The sequence below is a fragment of the Pseudomonadota bacterium genome (genome assembly GCA_039818985.1).
GTDB lineage: Bacteria > Pseudomonadota > Alphaproteobacteria > Sphingomonadales > Sphingomonadaceae > Alterisphingorhabdus.
On sequence record JBCBSU010000002.1, the window covers coordinates 21,590 to 41,032 of the forward strand.

At 59.0% G+C, this 19,443-nt stretch carries 18 protein-coding genes and 1 pseudogene; 12 read left to right on the top strand and 7 right to left on the bottom strand.

The features are described from left to right. Nucleotides 1-197: 197 nt before the first annotated feature. The gene (locus AAFX04_11770) at nt 198-851 is read left to right on the top strand and encodes a Crp/Fnr family transcriptional regulator (protein ID MEO1046109.1); all 654 of its coding nucleotides are present in this window, start codon (nt 198-200) and stop codon (nt 849-851) included. An 8-nt stretch (nt 852-859) separates the two neighbouring features. On the opposite strand, the gene AAFX04_11775 is transcribed toward AAFX04_11770, so the two are convergent. From AAFX04_11775 to AAFX04_11790, 4 genes are all read right to left on the bottom strand, one after another. Next, complete coding sequence (locus AAFX04_11775; protein MEO1046110.1) at nt 860-2,356, bottom strand: TRAFs-binding domain-containing protein; 1,497 nt, start codon at nt 2,354-2,356, stop codon at nt 860-862. Between the two features lie 24 nt (nt 2,357-2,380). Beyond that, nucleotides 2,381-3,265 (bottom strand): hypothetical protein, encoded by an 885-nt coding sequence (locus AAFX04_11780; GenBank protein MEO1046111.1) that lies wholly within the window; start codon nt 3,263-3,265, stop codon nt 2,381-2,383. A 15-nt stretch (nt 3,266-3,280) separates the two neighbouring features. Next, entirely contained in the window at nt 3,281-4,852 is a 1,572-nt protein-coding gene (locus tag AAFX04_11785) for a toll/interleukin-1 receptor domain-containing protein (protein ID MEO1046112.1), read from the bottom strand. Between the two features lie 428 nt (nt 4,853-5,280). After that, nucleotides 5,281-6,789, bottom strand: coding sequence for a YifB family Mg chelatase-like AAA ATPase (locus AAFX04_11790; protein MEO1046113.1), 1,509 nt, complete (start codon nt 6,787-6,789; stop codon nt 5,281-5,283). A gap of 280 nt (nt 6,790-7,069) precedes the next feature. On the opposite strand from AAFX04_11790, the gene rpmH reads away from it, so the two are divergent. The 7 genes and pseudogenes from rpmH (at nt 7,070) to dapE (ending at nt 12,172) form a co-directional block, all read left to right on the top strand. Further along, entirely contained in the window at nt 7,070-7,204 is a 135-nt protein-coding gene (gene rpmH / locus AAFX04_11795) for a 50S ribosomal protein L34 (protein MEO1046114.1), read from the top strand. 34 nt (nt 7,205-7,238) lie between these two features. After that, nucleotides 7,239-7,676 (top strand): ribonuclease P protein component, encoded by a 438-nt coding sequence (gene rnpA / locus AAFX04_11800; GenBank protein ID MEO1046115.1) that lies wholly within the window; start codon nt 7,239-7,241, stop codon nt 7,674-7,676. A gap of 3 nt (nt 7,677-7,679) precedes the next feature. Next, a pseudogene (gene yidD / locus AAFX04_11805) lies at nt 7,680-7,886 on the top strand (membrane protein insertion efficiency factor YidD). A 49-nt stretch (nt 7,887-7,935) separates the two neighbouring features. After that, nucleotides 7,936-9,720, top strand: coding sequence for a membrane protein insertase YidC (gene yidC, locus AAFX04_11810; GenBank protein MEO1046116.1), 1,785 nt, complete (start codon nt 7,936-7,938; stop codon nt 9,718-9,720). After that, nucleotides 9,717-10,349 (top strand): ribosome biogenesis GTP-binding protein YihA/YsxC, encoded by a 633-nt coding sequence (gene yihA / locus AAFX04_11815; protein ID MEO1046117.1) that lies wholly within the window; start codon nt 9,717-9,719, stop codon nt 10,347-10,349. The genes yidC and yihA overlap by 4 nt, the downstream gene beginning before the upstream one ends. Nucleotides 10,350-10,359: 10 nt before the next feature. Further along, the gene (locus AAFX04_11820; GenBank protein MEO1046118.1) at nt 10,360-11,022 is read left to right on the top strand and encodes a glutathione S-transferase family protein; all 663 of its coding nucleotides are present in this window, start codon (nt 10,360-10,362) and stop codon (nt 11,020-11,022) included. A 10-nt stretch (nt 11,023-11,032) separates the two neighbouring features. Beyond that, nucleotides 11,033-12,172 carry a succinyl-diaminopimelate desuccinylase gene (gene dapE / locus AAFX04_11825; GenBank protein ID MEO1046119.1) on the top strand — a complete coding sequence of 380 codons (1,140 nt, stop codon included), beginning with the start codon at nt 11,033-11,035 and terminating at the stop codon, nt 12,170-12,172. On the opposite strand, the gene AAFX04_11830 is transcribed toward dapE, so the two are convergent. From AAFX04_11830 to AAFX04_11840, 3 genes are read right to left on the bottom strand one after another with little or no spacing between them, the layout of a single operon-like run. Next, nucleotides 12,147-12,827: a Smr/MutS family protein gene (locus tag AAFX04_11830; protein ID MEO1046120.1), complete on the bottom strand. Its 681-nt coding sequence runs from the start codon at nt 12,825-12,827 to the stop codon at nt 12,147-12,149. The two genes, dapE and AAFX04_11830, sit on opposite strands and share 26 nt — an antisense overlap. Next, the gene (locus AAFX04_11835) at nt 12,824-14,140 is read right to left on the bottom strand and encodes a murein transglycosylase A (protein ID MEO1046121.1); all 1,317 of its coding nucleotides are present in this window, start codon (nt 14,138-14,140) and stop codon (nt 12,824-12,826) included. Before AAFX04_11835 ends, AAFX04_11830 begins: the two co-directional genes overlap by 4 nt. A 23-nt stretch (nt 14,141-14,163) precedes the next feature. Beyond that, nucleotides 14,164-14,847: a Tim44/TimA family putative adaptor protein gene (locus AAFX04_11840; protein ID MEO1046122.1), complete on the bottom strand. Its 684-nt coding sequence runs from the start codon at nt 14,845-14,847 to the stop codon at nt 14,164-14,166. Between the two features lie 388 nt (nt 14,848-15,235). On the opposite strand from AAFX04_11840, the gene secB reads away from it, so the two are divergent. The 4 genes from secB (at nt 15,236) to AAFX04_11860 (ending at nt 19,403) form a co-directional block, all read left to right on the top strand. Then, nucleotides 15,236-15,748 carry a protein-export chaperone SecB gene (secB, locus tag AAFX04_11845; protein MEO1046123.1) on the top strand — a complete coding sequence of 171 codons (513 nt, stop codon included), beginning with the start codon at nt 15,236-15,238 and terminating at the stop codon, nt 15,746-15,748. 47 nt (nt 15,749-15,795) lie between these two features. Continuing rightward, complete coding sequence (gene murJ / locus AAFX04_11850) at nt 15,796-17,436, top strand: murein biosynthesis integral membrane protein MurJ (GenBank protein MEO1046124.1); 1,641 nt, start codon at nt 15,796-15,798, stop codon at nt 17,434-17,436. 21 nt (nt 17,437-17,457) lie between these two features. After that, nucleotides 17,458-18,453 carry a tryptophan--tRNA ligase gene (trpS, locus tag AAFX04_11855; protein MEO1046125.1) on the top strand — a complete coding sequence of 332 codons (996 nt, stop codon included), beginning with the start codon at nt 17,458-17,460 and terminating at the stop codon, nt 18,451-18,453. A gap of 263 nt (nt 18,454-18,716) precedes the next feature. Continuing rightward, nucleotides 18,717-19,403: a DUF4136 domain-containing protein gene (locus AAFX04_11860; GenBank protein MEO1046126.1), complete on the top strand. Its 687-nt coding sequence runs from the start codon at nt 18,717-18,719 to the stop codon at nt 19,401-19,403. The last annotated feature ends 40 nt before the right edge of the window (nt 19,404-19,443 follow it).

The window sequence follows — 19,443 nt, forward strand, 5'->3', positions numbered from 1 at the left end:
CTTGATCAGCGGCAAATGTATGGCAGATTATGATTTCTGAAACGCAGGATATTCGCCTGTAACAGCGACAGGGGGTCAACGATATTTACAGCAACTACAGCTGGCGTTTCCTTCCACAGGATCGGCTTTCACATGGCCGAACACGCTATGCCAATCCCACCGGTCCTGTTTACTGAATGCCAGCCGGGAACGATGTGATGGAAATTGCCCAACGCGCAGAAATGCTCTCGGTCTTTCTCGATTGTTCCGCACAATCTGCGAAGGCGCTGGCAGACGCGATGCGTCTGCGCGAGTTTTCTTCACGGGATTATCTCTGCCATCAGGGTGACGACAGCACGCAGCTATGGCTGATCATCGCCGGAACAGTCCAGTTGCAGGCAATATCCACCGAGGGGCAGTTGACCGTGCTTTCCGCATTTGGCCCCGGTGAGCTGGTTGGGGGCTATGCGGCAGACCAGAAAAGCAGTTATGAGATGCGCGCTTTGGGTGCGGTTGCAGCACTCGAAATCCATGCTGTAGAGCTGCAGCAATTGATCAGCGATTGGCCAGAATTGGGTGCTGGCCTGTCACGAATATATGCGGGGCAACTGCACACCGTGCTGGACCGATTGGCAGTGCGGGTGACACTGTCCGCATTTGGCCGATGCTATCGTGAATTGCTGCGAATGGCGGGGTCATCAGACTCAATCTCACCGCCGCCCATTGTTGCGGCGCTGGCGCTCTCCGCCCAGACAACCCGCGAAACCGGGTCGCGGGCCATCAACAGTCTTGAACGCCGCGGCATAATAACCAGAGACAGCGACTGCCTGACCATCGTCTCGAGGCGGATATTGGAAGAGCTGGTCGCCTGACACGCCACTCATTTCAGCGACCAGAGGGAAATCGGTCCGCTCAAAGAGGAAAGTTCCCCCAATTCCTCAATCCCCGTGTCCGGAGAAAGCACACGCGCAATCAACGCCGATTGGCGGTCGGTTTTGATCTGCCCGCCATCTTCGCTACGGGCGAGCAGCCGGCATCGTTCGACCAGCCCATGGGGTGGCCGAGCTGCATCAAAGGCATTGATCACAAGGCCCGCTGAGCCGCCCGATTCTGCCTGCGAAAACTTTCTCGCAGCGGCAAGACAGGCAGTCGGGGTACCGGCCAGCAGGCCACCATCGTGACGGGCTCGAAACGCGAGATCATACCCGGTCGCCAGATCGCCCAATGCGGAAGGATCAGCGGCGTCGATCCACATGACCGCCGCCAAGGGGTATGCGGGTGCATCCTCTGCTGCGGAATGGTGGGAATAGGCTGCGGAAAAGGCGCGCCTGGTCTTGATGCGTTCGGTCGGGCCAATATTGCGTTCCCAATGTTCAATATGCGGCCGGTCCACTTCTCCCGGCGCCACAATCGTCACGGCACAGGCACGGCTTTTCAGTATGTCTGCCTGACGCAGATTCCGGCCAAGCGCGACCAGGCTCGCAATCTCTATGCTCCGGGCATAGGACAGGCTGGTTTCGGTTTCGCTTGGCGCAGGCTCATATATGCTCTCTGCCTGTTGCAGCAGGCTATCGAAGCGGGCGCACCAGTCATCGCCATAAGGTTCGACAGAACGGGCGCGGAATTCATTTATCGTCCATGGCAGCGTCACATGCAATTGGGCTCCTGCTGAAACCGCTGCCTCGGCGATCATGATATCGGCACCCGCAGCCAACGCCCCAAAAGCATAGCCAGGCTGTATGCGACCGATAGTTTTGGCGATGTCGTCGTGCAGGACGGGTGCCTTCGGATCGAGTCCGATAAGGCCGCTGAAATGGATAGAGGCAGGCGGGCGATAGCTGCCGAGCCATTCGGCATCACCGCCTTGTGCCGCGATGATACGTTCAAACTGTCCCATGGTCGCGGCCCGGTCTTCATGGGCAAGTGGCAGCAGAGCGATCGCCTCATCCAGCGCAAGCCTGGCTGGTTGCAACCGGCCCAATAGCAGCAGAGCCTCGGCTCGCGTTGCTTCGCGCCAATAAGGTGTCTCGCCCTCTTCCGGACTGGCATCAAGAAGGTCGAGAACCTGCTGCGCCAGTTCGCGCGATCGCGCAACGTCACCGGCCAAAAGGGCCAAGGTGGCCGCATTGATCAGCGCATAGCTTGTCGCCTCCAGATCAAAGGCCGCAAGATACGCCTCCGATGCCCGGATATAGAGTGCGGTCCGTTCGGCACCCGAACAATGCTCGGCTTGATCCTTGAGCAGCCGGCCTTTCAGCGTAAGGACTTTGGGGTCGTCAACGACCGTGTCCAGTTCCTGGTCGACAAAGATACGCAAAGCCCGCGCCGGGTTTCCGGCACGGGCAATGCGGAGAAGCCTGATATGACTTGGAATCAATTTTCAACCCTATCGACCATATTCTCAGGAAGGAGGTGGGCCCTGATTTTCTCCAGTCGGATCGATGATTATCGTCTTTTCTGCCGATCCCTTGCCACCAACGCCGAACAATATATTGACAAAAATATCAAACTTGAACTTCGATATCGGGCCTGGCCCATCAACTATATGATTTATCATGCAAAAACCGCTACGATAGTCACCTGCTCCATGCTGGGAGAGATCGACGAGAATGTCCTTGCCATCACGAAAATGGTTATTGGGGCCGTAAAAGTTTCCGAGCTCATCCTCATACACAAATTTGATTGCTGACTTTCCGTTAAGTTCCGAGTGGAATCGCCAATTTGGGTTCCCAAGAACCAATGCAACATAGCATTTCTCTTTAAATACTATGTTCTCAAAATTCACCTCTCTGGAAGCAAACACACCATCCAGTAAAGGATCATCTGGGTGAAAAATAGCATTTTCCGCTGAAATAACAGTAAAATCAATGCACTTATCGAGATCATACCCCGGTGCTATTGGGCGACCCTCATCAAAAATGAAGTGCCTCACTATCATATTATTGAATTCATCCATGTATATATAATATAGAAACAATACTTTTGGGTGGTTATCTCCCGGCTTCTCTATTGATTCATATATGTCTTCAGCAGCATATGATCTGCATCGAGGCACACTATCTTCTTCAAAGCTTATTTCCAGATTACTACTTTTACTGAGTAAGCTCCTTTCATCTTCACTCCTGCCAATTGCGTAATTGATATTATTTTCTCTAATAGCAATGATTCTATTTATTGACTGCTCATTGGAAATTATCTTTCCTGGAACTTGTGCCGGTGCATCAAATTCATGCCTGACAAATTTCTTTTTCTGTGGATCATTCGTACTTTCTAATTCTTCACCCATGGCTATATCCTCAATTTAAATTACCACACTTCGAATTTTCTCTTCCATTTCCAACCAGTCCCGGTCCTCCGGTTCGATACGCCGCAGCGCCGATATCCGTTCTAGAAGATCCGATTTTCTTTTAGCCAAGCCTGCGTTCCCGAGCCTCTCGTCAATTTTGAGAATTGCATATTCGCAGACTATTTTCTTGTACTGGAATGCGCGATTTTCAGGGTCTTGGGCCAGAATCTCATTAAGCTCGGCAAGTTGCCGTACTCTTTCCGCGCGTGAAGCCGTCAGAGCACCTGATTGATAATATGCTGATGCCAGCCATGCGCGGGCATTTGCCCGTTCCGCAGCCATCTCCAGATCGCCACCGGAAAGCTCCAGTGCCGACGAGAAATGAGCGATTGCCTCAACAAAAAACCTCTTTGCTGCCTGAAAGTCCTTTTTATTCAGCGCCAATATGCCAAGATTGTTCGCTGCATATGCAAGTTCGGATACGGTTCTTTCAGTATCGGCCTCAACCTCTTGCAGCCGCAATATGGTTTTCTGATAAGCCTTGTACCAGACAGCAGCAGCATCAAAATTCCCATTCAGTTCGTCGATCCGTCCAATCCAATATTGACTCTGCGCATGCGCAAAAATGCGATCTGGATTATCGGGTTCGCGCTGCAGAAGTTCTTCGGTTACGCCATGGGATCGGGTGAAGTTTTCCAGCGCAGCATCGAGATCTCCCGTTGCCTCATAATCCTCCCCGATTGCGTGTAACAGGCGAGCCCATATCTCGAGGCTATCCGCAGGCAGGTCCGCAATCTCGCCCTGCTGGGCATAAAATTCCAGCGTCCGGTTATTGAATTTCTGCAGGATATCGAGCCGGCCGACCGCTTTCAGGTCCCGGCGTCCCTCGGTAAGCTGTCTCTCGACAAATATGTCCGAGTTCCTGCGCAAGGATTGTGCTTCATTGCGGGCCTGAAGTGCAACCATCGTCATAACGCTCATGGCTATGGCAAACAGCGCAACCATGCCCGTGACCGCCATCACGCGGCGCAATTGTCTTTGGCTGTCGCGCTGCACCAGCGCGTCGAGCGGGACGTCGGCAATGCCCGCGACCAGCTTGAGGAAGCCCAGTCGCCAGCCATCGCCCTGTTTGCGCAAGTCCGCCGCGAGCGGTTCGCTACCGCCCTCTGTCAGGGCCTCCGGAAATGCCTCTGCCGGTTCGCCATCGAGAATGGCGGCTAGGATCGGTCGGCCAGGGCTATGCTGCCTGAAATAGGCGATCTCCTGATTGACCCAGGGAGATGCTTTTGCCGCGGGGGAACACGCCACCAGCAAGACATGCGAGCGATCAAGGGCATTTTTGATGGCACTCGACAAGTCCTGCGCAGCCGAAAGATCTTCCCGGTCACGGAATATCTGTCCCAATCGGCCTTTCTGACCGTTAAGCGCACGGACTGTGCCCAGGCCTTCGGGCAGGCGATATGCCTCTATCTGCGCGTGCAGCTTGCGAACCGCAGCCGCATTCGCATGGCTGTAGCTTATAAAAGCACTGAATGTTTTCTGACTGTCGGAACCTTGTCCCGATTTGTCTGCAGCCTCTTCTTCCATGGCGCCCCCGGCACAGAAAAACCGAATATACACTATAACAAAGATGATACGTAAAGTGACAAACCAATTGACTGTCGAGAAAAGCGTTGCCGACCGCCCGGGAAATTACGGGCGGCATATGCATAACATGCGGTGATGTCCCGAAGTGAGAATGTTCTGGCAAGATCGCCACGCACGGCAGCGAGAAAAAAATCCCACGGTATCGTGATAACCAAGGCCGTCGTTTCACCTCTCTGATGCGCGCCAGGGTGAGAAGACGGAATATGGCTGGGAACAAGGAGACAGAAGGCGCGAAAAAGCCCTGAGTAACTCCCGCGCTACAGGAACACAGCAATGGGTTGGACGCAGTGGAAAATATGTCAACTGTGGCGACCGATATGGCTTATGGTTTCACCAATACATTCTCTTAAGACAGCCCCTCCCATCCTCTAGCTTCGCGCAAATTGCCGCCTGTAGCTGAGCGCTTCGGCAATGTGTATCCGCGCGACATCTTCACAACCCGACAGATCGGCAATGGTTCGGGCAACCTTCAATACACGCATATAACTGCGCGCTGTCAGCCGCATGGAATCGGCAGCCTGTGCCAGCAAAGTCTGGCCCGGTGCATCAGGCGTGGCAAAGCGCTCGATCATAGCTGCGGACAGTTCGGCATTGGTACGCGCACCGCTTTCGTCAGCGCGGTCGGTCTGACGCTGACGCGCTGCCATCACCCGTGTCCGTACTGTATCGGAACCCTCGGCCCGTGATGGCCGCACCAGATCGCTGGCGAGCACCGGCTCGACATCGACATGCAGGTCGATGCGATCGAGCAGCGGCCCGGAAATCCGGGCCTGATAGTCGGCAGCGCATTTCGGCGCGCGTGAACAGGCGCGCGCCGGATCACCAAGATAGCCACAGCGGCAGGGGTTCATCGCCGCGACCAGCTGGAATCGCGCCGGAAAGGTGACATGAGCATTGGCGCGCGCGACGCTGACCTCGCCCGCCTCAATCGGTTGGCGCAGCGAATCCAGCACCGCGCGCTGAAATTCCGGTAGCTCATCGAGGAACAATACGCCAAGATGCGCGAGGCTGACCTCGCCGGGGCGTACCTTCAATCCACCGCCAACCAGAGCGGCCATAGAAGCGCTGTGATGCGGTGCGCGATAGGGCCGGATCCGGCTCAACTGGCCCTGTTCGAGCGTCCCGGCAACGCTGGCGACCATCGAGACCTCGAGCGCTTCCTCGGCCTCAAGCGGCGGCAATATGCTCGGCAGGCACGAGGCGAGTAGCGATTTGCCCGCACCGGGTGGCCCCGACATCAACAGATTGTGCCCGCCGGCTGCGGCAATCTCCAAAGCCCGGCGCGCGGTTTCCTGGCCCTTTACTTCTGCGAGATCAGTGCCACTGCTTTCCTCAATCACCTTGCCCGGCTGGGGCGGCAGCAGGCGGTTGCTGCCCTTGAAATGGTTGAGCAGCGATAACAGGTCGGGCGATGCCAGCACTTCAAGCTCCCCGGCCCAGGCGGCCTCGCTGCCCTGCACTGCGGGACAGATCAGCCCGCGCTCCTGGCCCAGGGCATGCATCGCCGCCAGCAGCACACCGGGCGACCCGGCAATGCGTCCGTCCAGCGCCAACTCACCGACCGCAACATAGCCCGACAGCGCCTCGGCATCGATCAACCCCATTGCCGCAAGCAGCCCCAACGCAATGGGCAGGTCATAATGCGACCCTTCCTTGGGCAGGTCGGCAGGCGACAGATTAACGGTGATGCGCTTGGGTGGCAGCGACAGGCCGAGCGAAGCCAGCGCGGCGCGCACCCGTTCGCGGCTCTCCGCCACAGCCTTGTCGGGCAGGCCGACAACGATAAAGGCGGGCAGCCCGGCACCGATCTGCACCTGGACCTCGACACTGCGCGCTTCGAGGCCGAGATAGGCCGTGGTCATTACCGTCGCGACCATTTTGCTCCCCTTTTGTTCTCCTCTATGGTTACGCATTTTTGCCACAGGAGTCGAGGTACGATTTACTGGAAAGGACCGGGGGCAGACACGCAAGGCTGTCATCGGGCAAGCTCGCTGTTTTCCGGGCTTGGCGCTTGACAGTCAGGCCCGTGAACGATAATGGGCTGCGCTTTGAAGAACGCTGCGCCTCATAGCTGTTGCCGCAATTGCCGTTCGAGAAAACCGGACATTATGACAGATATGCGGCCGTCATGCCGCCGCTACAATAAGGAGTGCCGCCATGAAGCGCACATTTCAGCCCAGCAACCTCGTGCGCAAGCGTCGCCACGGTTTCCGCAGCCGCATGGCCACCGCCGCCGGCCGCAAGATCCTGCGCGCCCGCCGTGCCCGTGGCCGCAAGTCGCTGTCTGCCTGATCCCCTGCACGACCAGCGTCCGGGCCAGACCGACATGCCTGTCCCGACACCATCGGGGCAAAAGTCCCGACGCATTGCTACGCTGAAGAAGCGCAGCGAGTTTCTTGCCGCGAATCGCGGCTGGCGATTCGCCTGTCCCGGCTTTGTCCTGATCATCCACAACCGCAATGATAGCGACGCGGCCAGCCGCGCCGGCTATACCGTCACCAAAAAGATCGGCAATGCCGTGGTGCGCAATCGCATTAAGCGCCGCCTGCGTGCACTGGTGCAGGAATTGCTCCCCAATCACGGGATCAGCGGTGCCGATCATATCTTTATCGCCCGTCGCGCCGCAGTCGATCACAATTGGGATGATCTCAGCACCGATCTCGTCCGGGGCCTCAAACGCTTCGCCGATGGCAAGGATTCGCATGGTTCGTCGAAACGCCGTGGAAAGAAACATGGCAAAGCGCGCAACGGCCCCCATAAATAGGCGATGCGGTATATTTTCATCCTGATCGCAAAGCTGTGGCAATGGGGTCCGTCGCGCATTTTGCCGCCGACATGCCGCTACACGCCCAGCTGCTCGCAATATGCGATCGAGGCATTGCAGCGCCACGGCACAATTAAAGGTGGCTGGCTGGCCATCAAGCGGCTATTGCGCTGCCATCCATGGGGCGGGTTCGGATATGACCCCGTACCACCAGCCTGCTGCAAGCCAGATGAAATAACGGAATTTAAGGACGATAGTGGTGGAAAATCAGCGTAATATCATCCTGGCGGTGGTCCTGACCGCGCTGGTGCTTTTCGGGTCGCAATATCTGATCGAATATTTCTATCCGGCACCGGCGGTAGAGACGACCCAGACCACCCAGCCCTCTGCCAGTGGCGCCCCGGCGCAGACCATAACGGACGGTGATATTCTCGGCAGTTCCGGCAATCGCGCTGCAACCCAGGCCAATACGGTCACCGTCAATTCCGCACTCAAAGCAGGCCAGCGCGTCACCATTGCCAATCCGTTGCTCAAGGGCTCGATCAACCTGATCGGCGGCCGCATTGACGATCTGACGCTGACCGAACACCGCAAGACTATCGACAGTGACAGCGAGCCTGTCCGGCTGTTCGCGCCCGAGGGCACCGATGCACAATATTATGCCCAATTTGGCTGGCTTGGCGAGGGCGTGAGCCGCCCGACCAGCGCAACTCTGTGGAGCGCCGATGGCGATACGCTGTCACCCGAAACACCGGTGACACTGACCTGGAATAATGACACCGGTCAGACCTTCACCATCCGCTACAGTATCGACGACAATTATCTCATCACCGCGACACAGAATGTCACCAATGCCGGCGAGGCACCGATCACCCTGCAGCCGATCAGCTATGTCAGCCGCACCAGCGAAAATGCCGATCCGGCGACCTTCATCATCCGCACCGGTCCGATCGGTGTCTTTGACGACGCGGCCAATTTCGACTGGGACTATGACGAGGTAGCAGAAGCGCCGAACAAGACCGCCACCCCCGAAGGCAAGGTTTCCTGGCTCGGCTTTTCCGATATCTACTGGCTGTCGGCACTGATTGCCGGCAATGGCAGCGATGTCGAAGGCCGTTTCGTCAACAGCAGCGGCAATCTGTTCCGTAGCGACCTCGTCTATGATGCCCAGATCGTTGCGCCGGGCGCATCGCTGGAAACCAGCACTCGCCTCTATGCCGGCGCCAAGAATGTCGAGATTCTCGATCAATATACCGACGAACAGGGTATTACCCTGCTCGACCGCGCCGTCGACTGGGGCTGGTTTTACTGGTTCGAAAAGCCGATTTTCTACCTGCTGAAATGGCTGTTCGATGCCGTCGGCAATTTCGGCGTCGCGATCATCCTGCTGGTGGTCATCATCCGTGGCGCGATGTTCCCCATCGCCCAGCGGCAATTCGCCTCAATGGCGGCGATGCGCGCGATCCAGCCGAAGATGAAGGCAATTCAGGAAAAATATGCCGACGACAAGACCAAGATGCAGCAGGAAGTGATGGCGCTCTACAAGAAGGAGAAGGTCAATCCACTCGGCGGCTGCCTGCCGATCTTTCTGCAAATCCCGATCTTCTTCGCGCTGTACAAGGTGCTGCTGCTCACCGTCGAGATGCGCCATCAGCCCTTTGCGCTGTGGATCAAGGACCTGTCCGCCCCCGACCCGCTGACTCCGGTCAATCTGTTCGGCCTGATACCGTTCGAGCCGGTCAGCTTCCTCGCCATCGGCGTGCTGCCGATCCTGCTCGGCATTTCGATGTGGCTGCAGTTCAAGCTCAATCCGGCCCCCGCCGATCCGGTCCAGGCGCAAGTCTTCGGCATCATGCCGTGGATCCTGATGTTCGTGATGGCGCCGTTCGCTGCCGGTCTGCAGCTTTACTGGGTGGTCTCCAACTTCCTCACCATTGCCCAGCAGAAATGGTTCTATTCGCGCCATCCGCAGCTGAAAGAGCAGATGGCTGCCGAAGCGGCGGAGAAAGCGCGCAAAAAGGAACTGGAAGCGGCGGAAAAGTGAGCGATCCTGCCAGCGAAGCCGCATCAAGGCTGTTCTCCGGCCGGGTCGAATTTCTCAAATCCGCACCGGCACTGGAGTTCCTGCCCGAGCCGACCGTGCCCGAGATCGCCTTTGCCGGGCGATCCAATGTCGGCAAGTCATCGCTGATCAACGCACTCACCGGACGCCGCGCCATTGCCCGCACCTCTGTGACGCCGGGGCGGACACAGGAACTCAACTTTTTCGAGATTGGCGAACCAACACTCTTCCGCCTCGTCGACATGCCCGGCTATGGCTATGCCAAGGCACCGAAAAATATCGTCCGGAAATGGCGCTTTCTGATCAACGACTATCTGCGTGGACGCACGGTGCTCAAACGCGCGCTGGTACTGATCGACAGCCGCCACGGCATAAAGCCGGTCGATCATGACATATTGGATATGCTTGATGAGGCAGCGGTGAGTTATGCGGTGGTGCTGACCAAGGGCGACAAGGGCAAGGCCAGCGATCTGGACAAGGTGCAGCAGGCGACACTGGAAGCGGTGCGCAGGCGCCCGGCTGCCTATCCGGAAGTCTTCACCACCTCGTCGGAAAAACGTATGGGGATTGATGACCTGCGCCAATTTGTGCTGTCATCGATTGAAAGCTAGGGTCAGCATGATGAAACTGATTATCGGCAACAAGAATTATTCCAGCTGGTCGCTGCGCGGCTGGCTGGCGTGTAAGCAATCGGGCCTGCCTTTTGAAGAGATAACGGTGCCGCTCTATGGCGAGGAATGGGACCGGACCAAGCTGGGCGATGATTTCGCGCCCTCGCATGGCAAGGTGCCGATATTGTGGGATGGCGAGACCGTGATCTGGGATTCGCTGGCAATTATCGACTGGCTCGCGGACAAGACCCACCGCGACCGGTTCTGGCCCAAGGATGAAACCGCGCGCGGCATGGCCCGGTCGATGGCAGCGGAAATGCATTCGAGCTTTCTGGCAGTGCGCCAGGAGCTGCCGATGAACATCCGGCTGCGGCTCGAAGACAAGGCGATCAGCGCCGAATGCCAGGCCGATGCGGTACGGATATTGTCGCTCTGGGCAGAGGCTCGCGCCCGCTTCGGCAAGCAGGGGCCGTTCCTCTTCGGTACCTTTGGCGCTGCCGATATTCTATATGCCCCGGTGGTTACCCGCTTCCGCACCTATGGCTTCACCCTGCCCGGCTTTGCCGAGGCCTATAGCGAGGCGATATTGGAGCATGACTGGATGCAGCAATGGTGCGCCGCCGCCGTGACTGAAGACTGGTCAATCGAGCGTTTCGATGCCATCGCCAACTGAGCAGCCCGCCATGACCGAACCCTCTGCCCTGCCCATTGCCCAGCGCCTGATCGCCGCCAAGAGCGTCACCCCGGCGCGGGGCCAGGTATTTGACGAGCTGGAGGCGATGCTGGTGCCGCTCGGTTTTGCGGTCGAGCGTTTTGTCGCGGGCGAGGGTGACAGCAACCCGGACAATGGCGGGCCGGTAGAGAATCTGTTTGCCATCCGCAACAATGGCGGTCGCCATTTCGCCTTTGCCGGGCATCTCGATGTCGTGCCCGAGGGGTCTGGCTGGCACAGCGACGCCTATAGCCCCGAAATTCGCGGCGAGCTGCTCTTCGGCCGTGGTGCCGTCGACATGAAGGGCAGCATTGCCGCCTTTGTCGCAGCGCTGGAAGACACGCCCGCTGATCAGGGTACCATCAGTCTGATCATCACCGGCGACGAGGAAGGCCCGGCAGTGCATGGCACAAGGGCATTGATCGACCATATGCAGGCCAGGGGAACCGTGCCTGATCTCTGCCTTGTCGGTGAGCCGACCTCGGTCAACCAGCTTGGCGACATGATGAAGATCGGTCGGCGCGGCTCGGTCAATATGTGGATCACCACCGACGGCACCCAAGGCCATGTCGCCTATCCGCATATGGCGGATAATCCGCTGCCACGCCTGATCCACGCGCTGCACGCGCTCGACGGGGTGATCCTCGACACCGGATCGAAATGGTTCCAGGCAAGCAATATCGAAATTACCGACCTGCATGTCGGCAATCCGGCACATAATGTCATCCCCGCCAGTGCCGAGGCACGGATCAGCTGCCGCTTCAACGACCTGCACAGCGGGCAGGACATCATCGACACCGTGCGCGCCACGGTCGAGCCTTTTGGCGCATCGGTCAAACCGATCATTTCGGGCGAAAGCTTCCTGACACCGCCGGGCGAATTGTCCGATATCATTGGTGCCGCGATCAGAGCCGAAACCGGCCTCGAAGCCGAGCTTTCGACCAGCGGCGGTACATCGGATGCGCGCTTCCTGTCGCGGCTGTGTCCGGTGGTCGAATTCGGTTTGGTCAACGCGACGATGCACAAGGTCGATGAAGCCGTGGCGATTGCCGATCTCGAAACGCTGACGCGAATCTACAAACGGATTATCGCCGCCGTTTTTTCAGAATGATATAAAGCGCCCCATCCGCGCCATGGCGCGGATGGGCGTTGCGCACTGCGGCGATATCCCCGGCATGGCGCGACGCCATCAACCAGTCCTGCATTGCACGGCGAATGGCCCCGCGCGGGCGGCCATGATGGCCGTCATCATGCGCGGCGGGTCGCGCCTTGCCGGTGATCAGCAGCAATACCCGCGCCCCGCGCGCCTGGGCATCGGCAAGCGCCCGGTCCATCCGGGCATAGGCATCGGCGAGTGAATGTTCATGCAGGTCAACGGTCATATCCGGCGTCACCAACCCCTTGCCGAGGCGCCGCTCCCAATGGCCGTCAAGATTGCCGCGCGATGGCTGGGATGCAGGCTGGAAGCTGTAACCGCGCTGCTGGATCACCGGCACTGGCTTGCCCATCGCGGACGAACGGCGCGGCGCATCGAGCAGTCGGGCAAAATCCTGCTGTGTCGGCGCCAATGGCCTGGCTTCGGGGGTATCCCCCAAATGCGAATGCTCGGGGTCGGATGGCTGGACATGACGCGACAGCTTTACCTGGCGATGTGGCCGGTTCTGCGTCGCAACCCTAGCGCGGGAGCCGTCATCGAGCGGCTTCACCGTTGCGATCAGCCGTTGCCACAGCGCCGCTTCTTCTGGAGAAAGCGGCCGGCTGGTCATGGCGCCGCTGCCCCGGTCCCGCTTTCCTGGCGCAGCCGGTCAAATGTTCCCAGCGGCACCAATATCAGCGCCCGACCGCGCGCCGCCATGCCGCCGGCTATGGCACGGGCACGGCTGCCCGCGCCCCAGAAAGTATCGAAACGGTTCGCGCCCCTGATCGCACCGCCGGTATCCTGCGCCACCCATAGGCCATTGGGCTCACCCCGGTCCATTGACAGAAACACAGGTGCCCCCATCGGCACATAGGCCGGATCGACGGCGGCGCTGTCCTCGCCCCTGACCGGCCAGCCCAGCGAACCGAGCGGACCCGGCCCTTTCAGTTCACGGAAGAAAATATAGCTGGCATTGCGCCGCATCAGCACCCGGCCCTCCTCCGGATTGTCGCGCAACCATTGCTGGATACCCTGCAGGCTGGCCTGCCCTGGCTCGAGCCGCCCTTCCTCACGCAACACCCGTCCAATGCCAAGATAATCATGGCCGTTCTGGCCGTTATAGCCGATGCGGATAATCTCGCCTTCGGGCGTCACCAAACGGCCAGAGCCCTGAATCTGCAGGAAGAAGAATTCCACCGGATCAGCGGCCCAAGCGATTTCCAGATCGCGCCCGTCCAGCGCGCCATCCTCGATCATCGCGCGGTCGGCATAGCGCACCAGCTTGCCCTGTTCGACGCGCCCGCGCACCCGCTTGCCCTTCCAGTCGTCGACAAACTGACCGAGATCAACCTCGACCAGATCAGCGGGACGGGCATAAACCGGCACGTCGTAACCCGGACGCCGGGTGCGCGATCCTGCTATTTCCGGCTCGAAATAACCGGTGGCAAAGGCGCTGCCATCGCTGACCTGTATCGTCTCGAAATGGATCTGGAAGAAGCTTGCGGCATCATCCTCACGCCAGCCATTGGCGGCGGCGCAGGCATCCGACCAGTCGGCGCGCCGGGTCAGACCCGAGCGATCCTCCCGGTTGAGCAAAGACGGGCAGCTGGTGCGAAAGGCATTCAACGCGCCGCGCGCATCATCAGCGGTGATCGGCAGTTCGAACAGTGATGGCCCGAGCTGCAGCGGCAAATCGCGCGCACGCACTGGTATTTCAACTTCGGCAGTGATTGCCTCGCCCGCAGCGGCTGTGATGATCGGCGGCGCCTTTTGCGGCACGGCGGCACGGTCACCAGTCATATCGTCCGGGGTCTGCGTCGAGGCCACGCCCGCAGGGATCAGTCCGGCACAGGCAGAAACCGATATTGCCGCCACCAGAATGGCGCACAGGCCGATGGCCAGATTGCGGCCTTTTGCTGTGCGGTTACGGGAAGTGCGCATAGAGCTTCTGCGCAATAGCCGGGTCAGGCTTCGTCGGTTTCGACCAGCACCCAATTGGGTTCATCGCTGCGGATATCGCGGGCAAAGGTCCAGATATCATGCGTTTCCACCGCATCGGTGAGCGAACCGGCGATCATCTCGCCATCGCGATCACGCACCACCGAGGCGATATCGGCATCGATGCGTACCGTGATCCGGGCAATCCGGCCATCCAGCTCGGCATCGGCGATGACCGCCTTTTCGATCCGCACCAGCCGGTTTTCCAAAGTCTCGCCGCGCGCTTCGCGATCATCGATGACCTGGGCAAAGCTGGCATAGACATCTTCATCGGTAAGCGACTCAAGGTCATCCTTGTTGCCGGTCCAGAAGGCATCGAGAATCATGCCATAAGCGGTCTTGGCACCGGCAAGGAAACGCACCGGATTGAACTGGCGATCGGCATTGGCAATCTTGCGCAACCCGTCTTCGGCAGCGGTTTCCACAGCCGGGTTGAATTCGGTCACATTTTGCGCATCCTGGCCCGTAACCGGCTGCGGTTCGCGATCATTGGGGGCATTTTCGGGCACCGTGCGCTCGGGCATCGAGCGGTCAAGCCGACCACGCGAAGGCTGTTCCTGTTCATGACCGGTGCGTTTACCAAGCACGGAATACAGGCGCAGGCCCAGAAAAGCTGCGATCATGGCAAGAATGATGATTTCCGGTGACACGATTATTTTACCCGTCTGTCTGTGCCCGGCACCATAGCCGGAACAAGGCCCATTATGCGCACAAATCATTCCACGCCGAAAGGCGCAAATCATTGCTTAAGGACTAGATAGGCAAATTTCCGCCATTTGCAAATGCCTCTGACGGTTATTCTGGCGATGAAAACAGCCAGCCGGGGCCGGGCTGCGACCAGATGCTCGCGCAATGTCTCATCAATGGCCATCGCGCTGTCGCTGCCCGGCGCTGGCGGTGACGGACGGCGGATGCTGGGATATTGCCCTGCTCTGGCGGGCCTGCTAGGCGCGGAGCGAACCGCAACCCGGCGACTGTACCGGCTTGTGCAGATCGCAATCACCCTGGAACCAGATTTTACAGACGGAAAGTAGCAATATGGCCGAAGATGAAGGCACCATCACATCCGAAAACCTGACCGCCAATGGCAATGACACCGCACCGGCTGTCGGTATCATCTCGCAATATGTCAAAGACATGTCGGTAGAAAATCCGAATGCGCCGGACTCGATGCAATGGACCACCCAGCCGCAGATCGACGTCCAGTTCAACATCGGCTCGCGCAAGCTCAATGACGAGGTGCATGAGATCGAACTCAAGATCACCGCGACAGCCAAGGGCGATCAGGGCACCGCATTCATCGTCGAGCTGGCCTATGCCGCGCTGATCGGCATGCGCAATGTGCCTGAGGATCAGGTCCAGCCCTTCCTGTTTGCCGAAGCGCCGCGGATTATCTTCCCCTTTGCTCGCCGTATTCTCGCCGATGCGGTGCGCGATGCCGGTTTCCCGCCGCTGATGCTCGAGCCAATCGATTTCAACGCACTGTATCTGCAACAGCGCGCCGCACATGAGCAGCAGCAAGCCGGCGAGCAGCCGACGGGCAATGCCTGACAGCGGCCCATGCTTTTCGCCGGACAGGGTGAGAGGCTGAGGCCAGGATGAATCTGCTTCGGGCCACCGGAACTATAGGCGGACTGACCATGGTCAGCCGCCTGTTCGGTTTCGTCCGCGACATATTGCTGGCACGAATACTCGGCGCCGGGCTTGCCGCCGATGCCTGGCAGCTGGCCTTCCAGATGCCCAACATCTTCCGGCGACTGTTCGCCGAAGGGGCCTTTTCCGCCGCCTTTGTGCCGCTGTTCAACCGCCGCATGCATGGCAAACAGGGCGATGCCGGCGCAGACGATGCGGATGATAGCGCACCGGATCGCGTCGCCGCCCAGCAATTCGTCACCGATATCGTCTCGGTGCTGGTACCGACGCTGATCCTGTTCTCCGCGCTGTTCATGGTTGCCATGCCCGGCGTGATCTGGCTGATCGCCGGAGATTTTTCCGGCGGTGACGATGCCGTGCGCAAGGCAGAGCTCAGCACCATATTGGCGCGGATCGCCTTTCCCTATCTCGCCTTTATGAGCCTGACGACATTGCTGGCGGGGATTTTGAACAGCCTGTCGCGCTTTGCCGCCGCCGCGGCAGCACCGATATTGCTCAACATCTGCCTGATTACCGCGCTGGTCGCCGGCGCACTCTCCGGTGCGGGTGAGGCAATGACGGTGCGCACCGCCTATTATCTCGCTTTTGCGGTATCGGTGTCGGGGCTGCTCCAGATGCTGTGGCTGGGCTATTGGGTGCGCAAAAGCGGTTTTGCCATCTGCCTCGATCGCCCGCGACTCAACAGCAATGTGCGCGAACTGGGCGTGCTGATCTTTCCCGCCATTTTCGGTGCCGGCATCTACCAGATCAGCCGCTTTGTCGACCTGTTCTTCGTCGCCCGCCTGCCCGAGGGTTCGCTCACCTATCTCGCCATGGCCGACCGGCTCAACCAGCTGCCGCTGGGGATTATCGGTATTGCGCTGGGTACCGCGATCCTGCCGGCGCTGTCGCGGCTGATCGCCAGCGACAATCCGGACGGCGCAAGCCGGTTGCAGACCAATGCCATCGAGCTGTCGATGCTGCTCACCATTCCCGCCGCCTTTGCCCTTTATGTCGCGTCATGGCCGGTGGCTGGTGCATTCTATGTCGGCGGCAATTTCACCCAGGAGGATGGCGCAACCACCGCCAATGTCATTTCCGCGCTGGTCATAGGCCTTCCTGCCTATGTTTTGGTCAAGGTGCTGGTGCCCGGCTTTTTCGCCCGCAAGGACACCCGTACCCCGGTTGTCACCGCAGGTATCTCGCTGATCATCAACATCTCGCTCAACCTGCTGCTGATCCCGATATTGGGGATTATCGGCCTGGCGCTGGCCGGAGCGATCAGCGCCTGGTGCAACACGCTGATGCTCTATGGCGTACTGCATTGGCGCGGCCATTACCGGCTGCCACTGGTGCTGGTGCTGCGGCTGCTGCGTATCGCGCTGGCGGCGGCGGTGATGGCCGGGGTGATGATCGCGGTAATGCCCTATGGCACGGTGTTTTTCACCGGATCGACGATAGAGCGGATTGTCTCGCTCGCGGTACTGGTACTGACCGGGTTGATCGTCTATGGCCTCGCCGCATGGTTTGGCGGTGCGGTCGACCGCGACCGGATCAGGCTGCTGACCAGCCGCAAGGCCGCCGACGACAGCGCCACAACCGAATAACAGAACAGGGATTGATCTTACATGCGCGTGGTTTCAGGCATTCAGCCGACAGGCAATCTGCACCTTGGCAACTATCTTGGCGCGATCAAAAAATGGGTGGCGATGCAGGACCAGATGGAATGCCTGTTTTTCCTTGCCGATCTGCACGCGATCACTGTCTATAACGAGCCGCAGACACTGGCCGAGAATAGCCGCGAAATGGCGGCGGCGCTGGTCGCCTGTGGCGTCGACCCAGAACGGGCGGTGCTGTTCAATCAGGCGCGGGTACCCGGTCATGCCGAGCTGGCCTGGCTATTATTCTGCACCGCGCGGATCGGCTGGCTCAACAGGATGACCCAGTTCAAGGAAAAGTCGGGCAAGAATCGCGAGGGTTCCAGTGTTGGGCTTTTTGCCTATCCGGTGCTGCAGGCAGCCGATGTGCTGATCTACGGCGCCACCCATGTGCCGGTGGGCGAAGACCAGAAGCAGCATCTTGAACTGGCGCGTGATATCGCCACCAAGTTCAATACCGACTTCGATACCGAGCTGTTCACCCTTCCCGATCCGATTATCGAGGGGCCAGCGACCCGGGTGATGAGCCTGCGCGACGGTTCGGCCAAAATGTCCAAGTCCGACCCGTCGGATATGAGCCGGATCAACCTGACCGATGAGGATGACGCTATCGTCAAGAAGGTCAAAAAGGCGAAGACAGACCCCGAACCGCTTCCTGACAGCATGGACGGGCTGGAAGGACGCTCCGAAGCGACCAATCTGATCGGCATCATGGCGGCCCTGACCGACCAAAGCCCGGAGGCGGTGCTTGCCGATTTTGCAGGACAGGGCTTTGGCGCGTTCAAACCGGCGCTTGCGGAAGTGGTGGTCGAGACATTGCGACCGATCCGCGAACGTTTCGTCGCGCTCAAACATGATCCGGCGGCAATCGACGAGATTTTACAGCGCGGCGCGGCCACGGCACGCGAACGCGCTGCCCCGACTCTGGCCGCTGCCTATCGCGCCCTTGGCTTGCAAATAGACTGAGCGTGATTGTCATCATATCGGAAATTACGGCAGCGCAATAGTTTCAGTCTATCATTCCGTTGCAAGGTTTTGCATCAAAATCAGGCAACCAAGGCTGGGCTTTATGCGTATCATTCAATAGACATTCAGGACGAAGGCTGCATTATCGTCGACGAAATACATGATGATCGTACCGCCATGCGACATCATAATATTATCGATGGAATGCCACCGGCATCCATGGGAGAATGCGACCCAGCAAACGGCACGAACAGGAAAGCATCATGACCAAGGCGAAAATCACATTACGCATCATCATCCCCGCGACCGCTCTGGCGCTGGCCGGTTGCACCACCCCGTTCAAGGCCGATGTGGCCCGGTTCCAGCAATTACCACCGCCACAGGGACAGAGCTTCACCGTGGTTCCCGCCGATCCCAGCCTGGTCGGCAGCATTGAATTCGGTCAATATGCCAGTATCGTCGCCAGCGAGCTGCAGCGGCGCGGCTATGCTCCCGCTACGGACCCGGCCGCCGCCGATCTGGTCGTCAGCTTTGATTATATTGTCGATGGCGGTCGTGAACGCATTCGCTCCACGCCCGGCTTCGGACCGGGATTTGGCGCTTTCGGACCGGGATTTGGCGGTTTTGGCTTTGGCCGGTTTAACCGCTTCGGCTGGGGCGGGTTCGGCCCATGGGGCGGCTTTGGCGGTTTTGGCGGTGGCTTCACCGATGTCCGCAGCTACACCGTATATAATTCCGAGCTTGACCTGAAGATCGACCGTGTGGCCGATAATCTGCGCGTCTTTGAAGGCCGCGCCCAGGCACAGTCGCGCAGCAACAATCTGACCTATCTCGTCCCCAATCTGGTCGAGGCTATGTTTGCCGATTTCCCGGGCAATTCGGGGGAGACGGTGCGCGTCTCGCTCGATGATGAAAAGGTCAAGGTCAAGACGCTGAACCGGCAAAGGTAGCGCTGACCGGGAATATGTCCCGGCAAATCACCATCATGGC